The sequence below is a fragment of the Kothea flammea genome (genome assembly GCF_052161645.1).
Classification (GTDB): domain Bacteria; phylum Planctomycetota; class Planctomycetia; order Pirellulales; family Pirellulaceae; genus Laterigemmans.
This window is the reverse complement of the sequence record NZ_CP197414.1, coordinates 5,670,905-5,685,085: the sequence shown is the minus strand read 5'-3', so window position 1 is coordinate 5,685,085 and position 14,181 is coordinate 5,670,905. Positions and strand designations below refer to the sequence as shown.

13 protein-coding genes are annotated in these 14,181 nt (G+C 53.9%); 3 read left to right on the top strand and 10 right to left on the bottom strand.

Annotated features, from left to right (window positions below; all coding sequences use genetic code 11):
- Positions 1-47: 47 nt before the first annotated feature.
- Positions 48-512, bottom strand: coding sequence for a hypothetical protein (locus tag SH139x_RS21245; protein WP_488351769.1), 465 nt, complete (start codon positions 510-512; stop codon positions 48-50).
- Between the two features lie 700 nt (positions 513-1,212).
- Between SH139x_RS21245 and ltrA (SH139x_RS21240) the strand changes: the two genes are divergently transcribed.
- Complete coding sequence (gene ltrA, locus SH139x_RS21240) at positions 1,213-2,616, top strand: group II intron reverse transcriptase/maturase (protein WP_488351768.1); 1,404 nt, start codon at positions 1,213-1,215, stop codon at positions 2,614-2,616.
- 332 nt (positions 2,617-2,948) lie between these two features.
- Here ltrA (SH139x_RS21240) and SH139x_RS21235 read toward each other — a convergent pair whose 3' ends face one another.
- The 3 genes from SH139x_RS21235 to SH139x_RS21225 form a co-directional block, all read right to left on the bottom strand.
- Entirely contained in the window at positions 2,949-3,527 is a 579-nt protein-coding gene (locus SH139x_RS21235) for an SMI1/KNR4 family protein (protein ID WP_488356059.1), read from the bottom strand.
- 201 nt (positions 3,528-3,728) lie between these two features.
- On the bottom strand, positions 3,729-4,220 hold the full coding sequence (locus SH139x_RS21230) for a hypothetical protein (protein WP_488351767.1): 492 nt from the start codon (positions 4,218-4,220) through the stop codon (positions 3,729-3,731).
- 623 nt (positions 4,221-4,843) lie between these two features.
- A complete protein-coding gene (locus SH139x_RS21225) occupies positions 4,844-5,047 on the bottom strand; it encodes a hypothetical protein (protein WP_488351766.1) in 204 nt (67 codons plus the stop codon).
- A 988-nt stretch (positions 5,048-6,035) separates the two neighbouring features.
- Here SH139x_RS21225 and ltrA (SH139x_RS21220) point away from each other — a divergent pair.
- The gene (ltrA, locus tag SH139x_RS21220) at positions 6,036-7,439 is read left to right on the top strand and encodes a group II intron reverse transcriptase/maturase (protein WP_488351765.1); all 1,404 of its coding nucleotides are present in this window, start codon (positions 6,036-6,038) and stop codon (positions 7,437-7,439) included.
- A 95-nt stretch (positions 7,440-7,534) separates the two neighbouring features.
- Here the strand turns inward: ltrA (SH139x_RS21220) and SH139x_RS21215 are convergent, their stop codons facing one another.
- The 4 genes from SH139x_RS21215 to SH139x_RS21200 form a co-directional block, all read right to left on the bottom strand.
- Complete coding sequence (locus tag SH139x_RS21215) at positions 7,535-7,915, bottom strand: hypothetical protein (protein WP_488351764.1); 381 nt, start codon at positions 7,913-7,915, stop codon at positions 7,535-7,537.
- 158 nt (positions 7,916-8,073) lie between these two features.
- Positions 8,074-8,412, bottom strand: coding sequence for a hypothetical protein (locus tag SH139x_RS21210; RefSeq protein ID WP_488351763.1), 339 nt, complete (start codon positions 8,410-8,412; stop codon positions 8,074-8,076).
- 303 nt (positions 8,413-8,715) lie between these two features.
- Positions 8,716-9,204 carry a molybdate metabolism regulator gene (locus tag SH139x_RS21205; RefSeq protein ID WP_488351762.1) on the bottom strand — a complete coding sequence of 163 codons (489 nt, stop codon included), beginning with the start codon at positions 9,202-9,204 and terminating at the stop codon, positions 8,716-8,718.
- 943 nt (positions 9,205-10,147) lie between these two features.
- A complete protein-coding gene (locus SH139x_RS21200; RefSeq protein ID WP_488351761.1) occupies positions 10,148-10,648 on the bottom strand; it encodes a hypothetical protein in 501 nt (166 codons plus the stop codon).
- A 148-nt stretch (positions 10,649-10,796) separates the two neighbouring features.
- Between SH139x_RS21200 and SH139x_RS21195 the strand changes: the two genes are divergently transcribed.
- A complete protein-coding gene (locus SH139x_RS21195) occupies positions 10,797-11,252 on the top strand; it encodes an HAD family hydrolase (RefSeq protein WP_488351760.1) in 456 nt (151 codons plus the stop codon).
- A 63-nt stretch (positions 11,253-11,315) separates the two neighbouring features.
- Here the strand turns inward: SH139x_RS21195 and SH139x_RS21190 are convergent, their stop codons facing one another.
- Together SH139x_RS21190 and SH139x_RS21185 are read right to left on the bottom strand one after the other, a co-directional pair.
- On the bottom strand, positions 11,316-11,819 hold the full coding sequence (locus tag SH139x_RS21190) for a TIGR03067 domain-containing protein (protein WP_488351759.1): 504 nt from the start codon (positions 11,817-11,819) through the stop codon (positions 11,316-11,318).
- A gap of 1,786 nt (positions 11,820-13,605) precedes the next feature.
- Positions 13,606-14,079 (bottom strand): GNAT family N-acetyltransferase, encoded by a 474-nt coding sequence (locus tag SH139x_RS21185; RefSeq protein ID WP_488351758.1) that lies wholly within the window; start codon positions 14,077-14,079, stop codon positions 13,606-13,608.
- Positions 14,080-14,181 lie beyond the last annotated feature (102 nt).

Genomic DNA, 14,181 nt, shown 5'->3' with positions numbered 1-14,181 from the left:
TTCATTTGAAAATTGCGGGTGATGCACAATTCCCGTGCACCGTTTTGTTATTTCACTTTTGGCTCAGGAAGGATCTGAAACGCCTTCCAATTTCGAAGGTTGAGATTGTAGATAGGAGTTTGGTCTTCGCCCTTTGGAAAGTCTGTGTGTGTCTTGATCTGCCCCGACACTTTGATCGAGCGGCCTATCAAGCAACCTGTTGGTCCAATGCATGAAAAACGATGGAGCGCATCCGCTAGTTCACCTTTGGCATAGACGACCAAATGTGGAGCCTTCCTCATCTCTGCATAGTGCAATATCGCATGTGGGAATTCACCGTCGTGCTCACCGCCGATAAGTTGTGTTTTGGTGATCTTGAAGATCATCGTCACCTCTTGTCCATCAGATTGCGGACCAAGGTCGGCGAGGGATGTGATGGAGGGCGGGTTTGGTGTGTCGTCAGCGTGCAGCGCCGGGCCTCCGATGAACGCGCAAAATGCAAGCAGTAAAAAGTGGCTTCGCGTTGTGTTCATCGTCTGCTCCGTGGCATTGTGAAATAACGTTGCGGATCACGCGGTCGCCGCGAGCGATCCTCCACTTCAAAAAACACGACTCGGCGACTCGTCGTGCAGTACGCCCAACATGGGCGTGATCTTGTGGGGTGCAAGTCCCCTGTACTTAGTTCCGGTTTCTTTCACGACGAGGCAGTATACCAAATGTAGCTCCGAAGAAAGACAGTACGAGGCGAGGGCAACTGCGGAAGGGTGACCGACCGTGGAAAGGAAGCCCGCGAATGTGCTCGTGAAGTTAGCTCCGGTGCGGGGAACGTGCGGTTCGACGATGACTGAATCGGACAAGGTTTCCCCGGCCAAGACGTGCTAACCACATTTACGCCAAGACCCGCCAGGTGACGAACAGAAATCCGATATGAGGCCGACGACTCGAGGTGAGTGGGCTGCTGACCACGAAACCGAACCGGAAGAACGAGCGCAGGTAGATCGGGCACTTGGGTGGGGACAGATCACGTGTCGCGGGGCGATTACATCAAACCCCGACGTCCCTTATTTGGGGAGGACTCGATGCGTACCCGTGAGTAGGGCTTGCCCGAAAGGCGGGGCGAATGCGGTAACGCATCTCGCGCAAATAGAATGCAGCAGAGGGCATAGTAGTGAACCGCCGAAGCCAACGGCGACATGAAGGCCTGAACGTCACAACACAAGGAACGAACCACCGATGAACTCTGAACAGTCGAACGAACCTGCGAAACAGCTCTCCCTTTGGGAAGAGTTTGTGGAGCAATCGCAAAACGTCCCGCGTGACGATTCGGCCGGGGCGTCCATCGAGAAGTCAGCCTTGGACGAAAGCCATGCTTTGATGGAAGAGACTGTCGACGAAGGCACGATCGAGGCGGCTTGGGCGAAAGTCAAAGCCAACCGCGGAGCCCCTGGCCCCGACGGCGTCACGATCGAAAACTTTCCAGAGTGGTTTCGGCCGCAATGGGAATCACTCCGTCGACAACTCATCGAGGGGACGTATCGCCCGTCACCGGTGCGACGCGTCTCGATCGAGAAAAACGATGGCGGTTCCCGCGAGCTTGGTATTCCAAACTTGCTCGACCGGGTGCTCCAGACAGCCATCGTGTTAGTCCTCACGCCGATTTTCGATCCGAAATTTTCGGAGTCGAGTTTTGGTTACCGATCTCATCGCTCGGCTCAAGGTGCAGTCAAGCAAGTGCAAAAGATCATTCGCGGTGGTCGCCGCTGGTGCGTTGATATGGACCTGTCAAAATTCTTTGACCGCGTTCAACATGACGTACTAATGGCACGCGTGGCCCGCAAGGTCCACGATAAACGACTGCTGAAACTGATCGGACGCTACTTGCGAGCCGGCGTAATGATCGACGGTTTATGCCAACCGTCCAGCGAAGGAACGATGCAAGGTGGCCCGCTGTCTCCCTTACTTTCCAACATCTACTTAGATGACCTGGACAAGGAATTGGAGAAACGGGGGTTGCCTTTCGTGCGCTATGCTGACGACTTTGCGATCTTTACGAAGACGGAAGTGTCTGCACAGCGTGTGTACGCGAGCGTCGAACGCTTCCTGCGAAACCGCTTGAAGTTGGCTGTCAATCACGACAAGAGCAGTATCCGGAAAACGGATAAGCTGGAGTACGTGGGCTACGAGTTTCGTGGCTTTGGCGGTCAGATTCGGGTGAGCAAGAAGAAGCTCGATGCGTTCAAAAAGCGTGTCTCGGAGATCTTTCGTAGAAACCGAGGTGTGTCGATGAAGTCGCGTTATGCGGAGTTTCGATCTTACGCACTGGGTTGGCTGGGATACTTTGCATTAGAACAAGTCAAGAGCACGCTGGTGAACTTGGACAAGTGGCTTCGTCGCCGGGTCCGAGCCTGTTACTGGAAGCAGTGGCGTAAGTCGAAAACTCGGCTAAAGCAACTGATGTCACGGGGTGTTTCTTATCGGGTCGCTCGCGGATTCGCGATGAGCGGCAAAGGTCCTTGGCGTCTTTCCACGACGTCGGGTGTCCAACGAGCTTTATCGAATGAGTATCTCACCGCAGAGGGCTTACTCTGTCTACAAACGCAATGGCAATCGCTTGCACACTTGCGACGAAACGCCTAGTGCGGACCCGCATGCTAGGTGTTGTGGGAGGGGTCCCGGGTAACCGGGCTCCTATCCCGATTTGCATTGTTCATCGGCGATTTATCATGCGAAACGAACTAATGACGGTAGCAATTACATGGGCGATTGGTGGCGGGTTGGGCCAGTTGATCCTAGTTCCGTTCGGTGGGGCGAACTGGGCGTTGTGGTTCGGTTTGGTGCTAGGAGCGACATGCCAATCGGCAGTGTATTTTTACCGCAAGCTGTCCCCATTCGTCCGATGAACGTCTGCCGTAACCGGGCGGCGACGAAAGATTGTCCATTTCAAAACCGCTCGACTTCGCCGCTCCGGTTCACGGCTTGGTTCTGCCCTTTTTATGCTTCGACTTAGGAAGTTTGGCGACGGCTTGCTGAAGCCAGTCATTGTACCATTCTAGAAACGTCATGCGACTCTTGCGATTCCGTTTCGTGGGGACCAGTCCGCCTTCATCTGCACGCAAATCCTCCCAAACGTTGCCTGCTTCAGGGCCAGTCACAACCAGCCAGTTGCGCAGCGCACAACCTTGATGGCAGATAGGAATTGCGCCGTTCACATTCTCTGGATTCCAATAGATCTTGTCGATCCGTTCTACTTCCGCGTCGTACAGATCTTCGTCCTCGATTTCATCCTGTTCTGGATATTCAAGAACATCATTCCACGATCTTGTGTGCGGAAACGGTTCGGAGAGCGTTCCGACAAAGCCATCGTTTTCTTTCCAGCGTTGGAATGAGTGGCAATCATCCATTTCGCGAAACTTGAATAGCCCGTAATACGGTCCCGCTCCGCCGTTTCCGAGTTCCGTCATGAATCGGCGATAGTCCTCGGGAAGCTCAATGCCATGTTTTGCTTCAAAGTTGGTGACGACCGAATTCCGAACTACTGGGTTCAGCATGTAACGATGGGTTTCGGCACCAAAGATCTTGGGCGGCCGCTTTGCACTTCGGCAGCGTTCAAGATCCTCGCGAATTGATTCGATGGTAGCGGGCATCACGCTTCAGGGCAGAACGTCGCGGATCACCCGGTCGGCGCGAGAGATCTTCCATTGTCAAAACGCCCGACTCGCCGACTCGGGTGCATCCGATGGTTCGCCGCTTTATTCTGGCGGAGGATGATTCGTTGCGTCCACTCGGACATTTGGGAGCAGTTGCCGTAGTTTAGCAAGTCGTTCCGCGTCGATGTCAGTGTAGTCGAGATGCAGATGACGAAGATTTGGGAGTTCAGCCAACGGAGCGAAGTCAAGCTTTTCGTCAATCTCGATAATAATGGCAAGTTGTCGAAGTCCCCGCAAATCTGTGATGGGAGACAGGTCCTCCACTTCCATGTTGTCAAGAATCACGGTGTCCACTGTATCAAAGAAGTCGATGCCGAGGGCGTCGATGAGCCATTCAGGTGCAGGGAGAGAAGCGTTGTGGTCCCATTGATCAGATTGAGCGTCGTATTTGTACGAGAAGCTCACGTGGCCGTTTTGAGCGGCTACCCACTCGCGTCCCCGTTTCTGAACAATTGCACGCCGGATCGGAAGAGCCATGAGCACTGCCATCACAGCCGTCGCGATCAAAAGCGCTCGTAACGAAAAGCGTTTCATAGACGAGGGAGGCTTGAGCCATCTGTCGGCGAACGGTAGAAATCACGTGGGACGGGCGAACGATGTGCAAGCAGACGAAAAACCGCGACTCCCGTCCTCACGTGCATTTCATGGTTCGCACCTAATCCGCTGCGTTGGTCCACAAAGATCGCGAAGTTTTGAGTATCTCGTACTCTGTCACATTTGGTCCGCCACCACATTGTAGCGGTCTCCCATCTGCGATCCAAATCAGTGCTCCCGATCCCTGTGGAGCGTCACAGCTAAAACGATCTGGGAACGCACGTGCTAAGTAGGTGCGCACCTGTGCGTCGTCTTCGTCCAACAACGCAAGTCGTGGTCCGTATTCAGACAGTTTCGGCAGGGAGTTTCGAATTAGCGTTTCGGTCCGGCGCGGATAGACAGACCAAGGCACCCACGGAAGGGCGATTGCAACATGAAATGACGCCAGTTGTTCGGTTGACGTAAAGATCGAGTGCCGATCACGCAGATCAAGAGCATCCAGCTCGTCGCCGCCGCAATTTGGGCACCGCAGAAACGCGATATGGTTACCTTGGTCCTCGCTGGCGACACAAAGTTCGCACGACTCCGTGTCGCATGCCCGGCAGCGGAATGCGCGCCATCGCTCACTGCGAAGAAGTTCGCCGTAGCGTGTGCTGCAATGCTGGCAAACAGGTTTCATTCTTCAGTATGCGAACGTCGGCGATCACCCCGCCCGAGCGGTTGAGGTAGATCTGAAAAATCGGATTTTGGCGAGGGCTGGGGTGGATCGCATGGTTCCCGGCTCGCGCGCCGATCCCGACCGCATCCGGGCCGGCAATACATTCCATTACGGTACCGAACTCCAAAGCAGGTTGCAATCATTTTCGAGTCCTGGGAATCAGATTGACTTTATTTCGATCATCTTTGCCTGGGACGGCAGAGGAAACTTTCATTGAAGGTATCTCTCGCGAGCAACTTCGGCAGGATCGGGTCAGTCCGGAGAGGACGCAGTTAGCATTGGTTCAACCGATTGCAAGTTGAGACGCAAATGCATCGATCCTCACGCGCAACTTCTTCGCGCGCACCAATCATCGAGCATGGGCTTTCAATGGACACTCGCAGAGAGACCAAGTTCAGGACTGAAGAGCTTGACGCCGGGAACGACCCGCATCACGGGGCGGCGGGAGTTGATGTTGATTTCAAAATCGGCTGGCCACCGCCGCTCCCGTGCAGTACGCCCAACATGGGCGTGATCTTGTGGGGTGCAAGTCCCCTGTACTCAGTTCCGGTTTCTTTCACGACGAGGCAGTATACCAAATGTAACTCCGAAGAAAGACAGTACGAGGCGAGGGCAACTGCGGAAGGGTGACCGACCGTGGAAAGGAAGCCTGCGAATGTGCTCGTGAAGTTAGCTCCGGTGCGGGGAACGTGCGGTTCGACGATGACTGAATCGGACAAGGTTTCCCCGGCCAAGACGTGCTAACCGCATTTACGCCAAGACCCGCCAGGTGACGAACAGAAATCCGATATGAGGCCGACGACTCGAGGTGAGTGGGCTGCTGACCACGAAACCGAACCGGAAGAACGAGCGCAGGTAGATCGGGCACTTGGGCGGGGACAGATCACGTGTCGCGGGGCGATTACATCAAACCCCGACGTCCCTTATTTGGGGAGGGCTTCATCCTGTGTCCGCCAGTAGAGCTTGCTCCAACGCGGGGTGGGCCGTGGTAACACGAGCCCACGATTGAAGTCGGCAGCAGAGGGCATAGTAGCGAACCGCCGAAGCCAACGGCGACATGAAGGCCTGAACGTCACAAGACAAGGAACGAACCACCGATGAACTCTGACCAGCCGAACGAACCGGCGAAACAGCTCTCCCTCTGGGAAGAGTTTGTGGAGCAATCGCAAAACATCCAGCGTGATGATTCAGCTCAGGCGTCCATCGAGAAGTCAGCCTTGGACGAAAGCCACGCTTTGATGGAAGAGATTGTTGACGAAGGCACGATCGAGGCGGCTTGGGCGAAAGTCAAAGCAAACCGTGGAGCCCCTGGCCCCGACGGCGTCACGATCGAAAACTTTCCTGAGTGGTTCCGACCACAATGGGAAGGCATCCGTCAGCAACTCCTCGATGGAACGTACCGTCCCCAACCGGTACGGCGCGTTAGCATCGATAAACCCGATGGCGGCACGCGAGAGCTCGGTATTCCAAACTTGCTCGACCGTTTGATACAGACTGCCATTGTGTTAGTCCTCACCCCGATCTTCGATCCGGACTTCTCCGAGTCGAGTTTCGGCTACCGACCTCACCGCTCGGCTAAAGATGCAGTCAAGCAAGTGCAAAAGATCATTCGAGGTGGTCGTCGTCGATGCGTCGATATGGATCTATCGAAATATTTTGACAGAGTCAATCACGATATATTGATGACACGCGTGGCCCGCAAGGTCCACGACAAACGCCTTTTGAAACTGATCGGACGCTACTTGAGAGCCGGTGTGTTGGTCGACGGCTTATGCCAACCCAGCGAAGAAGGAACTATGCAAGGCGGCCCGTTGTCACCACTGCTTTCGAACATCTACTTAGATGACTTGGACAAGGAGTTGGAACGACGAGGGTTGCCGTTCGTGCGGTACGCAGATGACTTCGTGATCTTCACGAAAACAGAAGCGGCGGCGCGGCGTGTGTACGGGAGCATTGAACGCTTCTTGACCGACCGATTGAAACTGTCCGTCAATCACAACAAGAGCCAAGTCCGCAAGACGGATGGGCTTGAGTACGTGGGTTACGAATTTCGTGGCTACGGCGGCCAGATCCGGGTGAGCAAGAAGAAGCTCGCGACTTTCAAACAACGTGTCTCGAAGATCTTTCGTAGAAACCGAGGCGTGTCGATGAAGTCACGTTATGCAGCGTTCCGTGCTTATGCTCGTGGTTGGTTAGGCTACTTTGCGTTGGATCAAGTGAAGACAACGTTCACCAACTTAGACAAATGGATTCGTCGTCGGGTACGCGCCTGTTACTGGAAGCAGTGGCGGAAATCGAAGACCCGGCTGAAGAATCTGATGTCGTTGGGCTTGTCTTATCGTGTCGCTCGTGGCTTTGCGATGAGCGGCAAGGGTCCCTGGCGTCTTTCCGCGACGTCGGGTGTCCAACGAGCTTTATCCAACGAGTACCTAGCCGCCGAGGGCTTGTTTATTCTTGAAGAGCGCTGGCTATCGCTTGCATCCTTGCGTCGAAACGCCTAGTGCGGACCCGCATGCTAGGTGTTGTGGGAGGGTCCCCGGGCAACCGGGGCCCTATCCCGATTGCGATGGTTCTGCCGCGTATCGTTGCCGTTTGGTCAATCACCGAGGCAGACAACGCGTCGATCAATATTGTACGCATGATTGAGCATCTGTTTAAACGCCTCGATGCGATCGAGCGCGCCTGATTTCGTGAGCAGTTTATCGATCGGCGTTCGGTTTTCGCCATGGTAGCCGATCGTTACATGCCATTGGTCGCCACGTGATCTCACATCACCCTCGGCCTTCTCCAGCACCAAGAAGAACGCGAGCAACTCTTCGGCGAAGAATTCGGCGTTGCCATACAGATCCACCATTTGCCCAACTTCACTGTAAACCTCTTCGAAGTAGGGATAGAGGAACCAGTAGAGAGGATCGTCGTCCTCGAAGGGTAGGTGATCGGTGCCGGCATGGTCCTTGATTGAGATGGTGACGGCCATCTGTTGAGCATGTCCTAATTCTCGGGAGCGGCTAGCGGCAGAACGGCGGCGATCACCCAGTCGCCGCTAAAAAACTATGATTCAAATTCGCGGCCGACTGGCGACTTGGGTGCATCGCTTGGTTATCGCGATTTACTGTACATCGGAAGACCTGGGAGCTATTCGCCTTTCAGTAGCTTGACGGTTACATTTGTGAGTGCATTATCGGCAACTGATTGCTCGGTCTGGGGCTTCGAGGGATTCTTACCAATTGGAACTTCAGCGTTAGGCTCGGCTTTGAACGTAGTTTCGAGTTTTTCGGACGTGAATTGTCCTGGGGCGGAATATAGTCTGCGGTCGTACACCAACTCGACTGAGTAAACGTTGCCGGTTTCGTCGCTGACTTTTCCAGTCGCGACGGAAACCACATTGTCTTTTTTTGATTCTTGCGAAAATGTTCCGTCATGTTGAACCGGGACATCAATCGAAACACCGACATCGGGATCGGTGATTCTCACCGTCGATATTGCTGTTCGGGATGTGCATCCACAAAAACTCGCGACAAAAATGATTGCGAGAGCGCAAAGGTTAATATTCCTCAAATATCCACTCCGTTAAGGATTTCTGGTTGCATAGTGCTGATCGCCAGCAGTGATCAACGATTCGTAGTGATTCGCATTGTAGCGGAGAATATTGGAAACAAATTCCAGTCCTTACGCGATAACGTTTAAAATCACCCGGTTGCCGCGAGTGACTCTGATTTCAAATTTCCGCCCGACCGGCAACTCGGGTGCATTTTTTTGTTATGCCACAATTTGGCGTCATGCATCGTCGACCACGCGAGCGATAGCATCGAGTGTTGACGCATCGTAATGGCCGGCCTTTGGATTGCGTTGCCGTTTGATTGCAACATGCATAAACGGCTTGGCATCAGAATCAATCGAGCCTTCGTCCATCAATTGGCCGAGGCCAGTCGCAATGATGGTCGTATCCAGAGTGTACATGTCGTAGTGTTGGGCGAGAAACGCATCATCGGGATTGGCGGCGTCAATTTCAATTTGAGCATCGGATGCGAGAGCTTCGTTGAAAGCGGCAAGTTGCCCATCGAGAATCCAATCGAAGCATTGAATCAGTGGAGCGCCGGGGTTTTCCGCGCGCCAGTTTCGCCATTCATAATAGGCTTCGCTTCCCTCGTCGCTGCCAAACGGCGCGGCTTCATCGACACAATCCCAAAACAACGGTTCGACCATGAGTTCTCGCGCACGAGCGTGAGCAGTTTCAGGTTCATTGAAAGGGTCGTGTTCAGTCATCGTGTTCGGTTTATTGGCATAACGACTGCGATCACCTCGCCCGAGCGGTTGAGGTAGATCTGGAAAATCGGAGTATGGCGAGGGCTGGGGTGGATCGCATGGTTCCCGGCTCGCGCCACGATCCGGAGCGCATCCGGGCCCGCCAATTCATTCCATTACGGTACCGTAGTCCAAACCCGCTTGCAATCATTTTTGAGTTCCGGGAGCCCGATTGACTTTATTGCGAGCATCTTCGCCTGGGACAGCAGTGGAAAATTTAATTGCAGGTATCTCGCGAGCAACTTCGGCAGCATCAGGTTCGTCCGGAGAGGACGCAGTTGGCACTGGTTCAACCGATAGCAATTTGCGAGGCAAGCGCGTCGATCAGTACTCGAGGCTTGTTCGCGCGCACCAATCATCGAGCATGAGCTTTCAATGGACGATTGTAGAGAGACCAAGTTCAGGCCCGAAGAGCTTGACCCCGGGAACGATTGCGATCACCTCGCCCGAGCGGTAGAGGTAGATTTGAAAAATCGGAGTATGGCGAGGGCTGGGGTGGATCGCATGGTTCCCGGCACGCGCCACGATCCGGAGCGCATCCGGGCCCGCCAATTCATTCCATTACGGTACCGTAGTCCAAACCCGCTTGCAATCATTTTTGAGTTCCGGGAGCCCGATTGACTCTATTGCGAGCATCTTCGCCTGGGACAGCAGTGGGAAATTTAATTCGAGGTATCTCGCGAGCAACTTTGGCAGCATCAGGTTCGTCCGGAAAGCACGCAGTTGGCACTGGTTCAACCGATAGCAAGTTGCGAGGCAAGCGCATCGATCAGTACTTCAGACTTGTTCGCGCGCACCAATCATCGAGCATGGGCTTTCAATGGACGATTGCAGAGAGACCAAGTTCAGGCCCGAAGAGCTTGACGCCGGGAACGTCGGCGGTAACCGAGTCGCCGCCAAAAAACTATGATTCCAAAAAACGCGTCACCGGCGACTTCGGTTCACCGCTTGGTTCGCCGATCAGTGGGGCCAATGCACGTTTCCAAGTTTGGAGTGAAGCTTTAGTGTAGCCGACTGGTGCCGTGTTGTAGGAGTGCGTTCTGCCCGTTATGAACCCGCGATAGAGCGGAGGAAAATCGATCAGGACCAGGTCGTGATCACCAAAGGTTAGGAGACGTTTTGTCTTCCTCGCGTTACGTTTCATCTGCCACGCCCTTCCAACTCGGAAGTTGCAGTCGGCAACGTCAGCATGAATCACATCACGACCCCAGCGGAGTGTGAGCGTGCGACCACGCAATTCAACCACGGGTAAGCTAGATTTGGTAGCAAGCACTAGCGGGCCCTTGCGCCAGAGTTGGAATAGATCATCAGGTATGGTTTCGACGAGTGGCTCGGACGATGCTGTCTCGTTCATGTAGGCAGTAGGACTATCTCCGTCGGCGAACGCCTGCGATATGCGGGCCATCGAATCACTGGAACAGTCAAGGAATCCTTTACAGTTGGAATTACCAATGAACGCAAAGAAATCAGAAAAGCCAGATGGCTCCGTATCATCGCATTGTTCCCCTGCTCTCCGTTGCATTGCCTTCGATTGTTTCGGAACCGTGTTTGACATGGCAGGCGTTAGCCGTGATGAAATTAGCGAATCTGTCCAGCACGTTCGGAAGAACGATTTTACTTCGTATCAGTTCCCGCAGTCGTGGTGGGAGTTGTCGCTGCATCCAGATGCAGCCGAGGGGATTAGACTGTTGCAGCGATCGCAGTACAAGTGCGTGACACTAAGCAACGGGGCAGCGAATCTACTGGACACTGTTTCGCGAAATGGCGGTGTATTTTGGGATCGGATCATCGACCTAGCCAAACATCGTGTTTACGAGCCGCACGTAGATGCCTACCGAACGGTTGAGAAGGAAACGGGATTCAAGCCGAAAGAATGTTTGATGGTCACAGCGAATCCGACGTTTGGCGACATCGAAGGATCGGCTGCAATCGGGATGCCGTCGCAAGTGATCCGTCAGCCGGACGGCCCGTCGAACATCATTGAACTGGCGTGGCGTCTGGAACGATAAGTCAGGGGAACGGACGCGATAACCGAGTCGCGGGAGTTGATCGTCCATTGCGAAATCGCCCTGCTACCGCGACTTCGGTTGATCGCTTGGTTCTGCGTCTTTTGTCTGCTGGCGAGGAGGTTTGCCTTTCCTTGTGTAAGTCGTGACCATGGTACGAGTCGTACTGTCTGTTTTGAATGAGTCCGGTCTCTCCGTAGTGTTCTCGGCGATTCGTAACATTCCATCTTTGATCTCGTAAACGCATTCTAACACTTGGGTCTTTCCGTTGCGTTCGGCGGTAATGTCCATATGTTTCGGTTTCCGACTGGTGTTCACGTCAATGGAGAGACGCAATTCCCGCGTTCCTCCGCCTCGTGAGAGAACCATTTCTGCGCCAGCGATCGTACGTGTCGTGCCACGCATACGCTCCGGAAGACCATCGCCCTCGACTTTTTCTCCACGTCTCTCAATTGACTTCAGTACCCAGACGCCATTGAGTTGCGAGTCTTGCCGTTCTGTTTCTGGCGGTTGGTCTGCCCACGCGTTGACGCTTAAGGACAACAGGACGCCGAGGAAAAGCGTTCTCATGGAAGTCTCCGAATGGTGATAGAGTTGTTTGGAGGATTGAAGTCGACGTGGCGATGGCAACCAGATATCGCAGAACGGTACCGATCACCCGGTCGCCGCGAGAGATCTTCCATTGTCAAAACGCCCGACTCGGCGACTCGGGTGCATCGGATGGTTCGTCGATCCTGGCGTTTGCCACGAATGCTCGAAGCAACAGGTCGTTGTGACGTCGTAGTAGCTTAACAAAATTCACGTACATCGCGAATGAAGCGACGCCACAGCAAGTTGACCAGACCCACGTTTCGATCGGTTGGCTTCCGTTTATGCTCGTATCCCAATCCGGGCACAAAGGATACAAGGCGACAATAAGAAACGCCAAGCTAGTGTTTCGAGAGAACCCATAAAGTTCCACGAAGTGCATCGACGACCGATAAACGGTCGGCATGTGTTCCATCGAGTATGCTTGCACGGTCCAGAAAAGGTCGTGTGATCTACGCCTGATTGACCAGTCGGGGTATTCGACATCACACAAACGTCGGAACTTTCGTTCGAGGGCTTTTCGGTAGGTTGAATCGTATGGATGCACAAAACCGGGAATCAAATCGAGTAAAGGTCGACAATTGCGTGAAAAGACCCGAGATAGAAGAAACGCCCAATGCAGCCCTTTCCTGTGCTGTAGCCATGTGAATGGCTGTCGCTTGTGAAGCTCGGTGATCGCTGCAACGCATCTCCGCAACAATGGACCGGAGTTGTAGCCACAAAAAAGTTGAATTACGGGATAACCAAATGTGTACTTGAGTAGGACGCGTTCCAGCAGCCAGCTGGAGACGGCGGCGATGATGTGGCCCAGGACGTACGCCACAATGCAGAGCATTGCGATGTCGACCCAGCTTGTAGGCTGAAAACGGGCAACGATTATTGCACGGATGTCAGTATGAAACTGCGTCAGTGGCGCGAGGGCAACCACGCCGGGAAGAAAGTACCCGAAGATGTCGTAGGGCCAAAAGTAGATGCCAGTTGCCGAGTCGGGTTTGCTCAAGGTTTCGATTCATTTCCAGTAGTTCGACGAACGGCGGCGATCACCTCGCCCGAGCGGTTGAGGTAGATTTGAAAAATCGGAGTATGGCGAGGGCTGGGGTGGATCGCATGGTTCCCGGCTCGCGCCACGATCCGGAGCGCATCTAGGCCCGCCAATTCATTCCATTACGGTACCGTAGTCCAAACCCGCTTGCAATCATTTTTGAGTTCCGGGAGCCCGATTGACTTTATTGCGAGCATCTTCGCCTGGTACGGCAGTGGAAAATTTAATTGGAGGTATCTCGCGAGCAACTTCGGCAGCATCAGGTTCGTCCGGAAAGGACGCAGTTGGCACTGGTTCAACCGATAGCAAGTTGCGAGGCAATCGCATCGATCAGTACTCGAGACTCGTTCGCGCGCACCAATCATCGAGCATGGGCTTTCAATGGACGATTGCAGAGAGACCAAGTTTAGGCCCGAAGAGCTTGACGCCGGGAACGGCGACGATCACCGAGCCGGAACGAGTGATCTAAACATCAATTAACACGCCCAAGTCCGGCTTCGCGTGCATCGTATTGTTATTCCGCGATTTTTCGTTCTGCCTGTCCTGACGGACACACTACTGTTTCGGTTGATTTAGGGGTTTCTACTCGGCAACGAAATCCTAAGTTCAATCCATTTGAGACGTCAATCGAAATCTGAGCCGGCAAGCCGGGTTCTGAATCAACCGCAATTTTGGCATTCTTCCTGAGCAGTCATGGCCCCAATATACCCGGAAGAGCAACGATTGTTAGAAGGTCTGCTTCCGAACCATGTCGTATCGGTCAATCCCCGACCCGAATCCGTTTTCAGTCACCTTGACCGTCTTGAAGCCCAGCTTCTCATAGAACCCAAATGTCAGTTGCGACGTCGCCAGCCTCTGCTCCATGCGCGGGTACACTTCGTTCATCTGTTCCAGCCTGAACTCAGTCAATCGGCGTCCAAGTCCATTCCGATGCGAATCGCGATGGACCATTCCCCACGCCATCCCAACGTGTTGGCCATCGTCTGCGAGATAAAGACCTCCACACGCCACAACTTCGCCGATCAGTTCGACCACCGAGTACGTAAGGCAATCTGGCTTGTCCAGCCAGTCGGCGAATTCCTGGTACTCATGCTCGGCAAAGTAGTCCGGCCGGTTTGACTCGAAGATCTCCAGGCACTTCGCGCGGTCCTTCGACTCATACTCTCGAATTAACACGTCCTGTTTGCCTTCTGAGGTCATTTGCGGCTTCTTGATACTTTGAGTCCGAACTCAATTCACTGCCAACTCTAGTTGTTTCCATTTTGTCCAGGGCAGCGAATGCGATTGTCGAGCGGAATAACG

Bases quoted from the DNA above. Each gene is read 5' to 3' on its own strand.
- SH139x_RS21205 (WP_488351762.1), bottom strand. From the start codon at position 9,204: ATGACTGAACACGACCCTTTCAATGAACCTGAAACTGCTCACGCTCGT.
- SH139x_RS21230 (WP_488351767.1), bottom strand. From the start codon at position 4,220: ATGAAACGCTTTTCGTTACGAGCGCTTTTGATCGCGACGGCTGTGATG.
- ltrA (WP_488351765.1), top strand. From the start codon at position 6,036: ATGAACTCTGACCAGCCGAACGAACCGGCGAAACAGCTCTCCCTCTGG.
- SH139x_RS21235 (WP_488356059.1), bottom strand. From the start codon at position 3,527: ATGCTGAACCCAGTAGTTCGGAATTCGGTCGTCACCAACTTTGAAGCA.
- SH139x_RS21195 (WP_488351760.1), top strand. From the start codon at position 10,797: ATGGCAGGCGTTAGCCGTGATGAAATTAGCGAATCTGTCCAGCACGTT.
- SH139x_RS21200 (WP_488351761.1), bottom strand. From the start codon at position 10,648: ATGGCCCGCATATCGCAGGCGTTCGCCGACGGAGATAGTCCTACTGCC.
- SH139x_RS21185 (WP_488351758.1), bottom strand. From the start codon at position 14,079: ATGACCTCAGAAGGCAAACAGGACGTGTTAATTCGAGAGTATGAGTCG.
- SH139x_RS21190 (WP_488351759.1), bottom strand. From the start codon at position 11,819: ATGAGAACGCTTTTCCTCGGCGTCCTGTTGTCCTTAAGCGTCAACGCG.
- SH139x_RS21215 (WP_488351764.1), bottom strand. From the start codon at position 7,915: ATGGCCGTCACCATCTCAATCAAGGACCATGCCGGCACCGATCACCTA.
- SH139x_RS21245 (WP_488351769.1), bottom strand. From the start codon at position 512: ATGAACACAACGCGAAGCCACTTTTTACTGCTTGCATTTTGCGCGTTC.
- ltrA (WP_488351768.1), top strand. From the start codon at position 1,213: ATGAACTCTGAACAGTCGAACGAACCTGCGAAACAGCTCTCCCTTTGG.
- SH139x_RS21225 (WP_488351766.1), bottom strand. From the start codon at position 5,047: ATGGAATGTATTGCCGGCCCGGATGCGGTCGGGATCGGCGCGCGAGCC.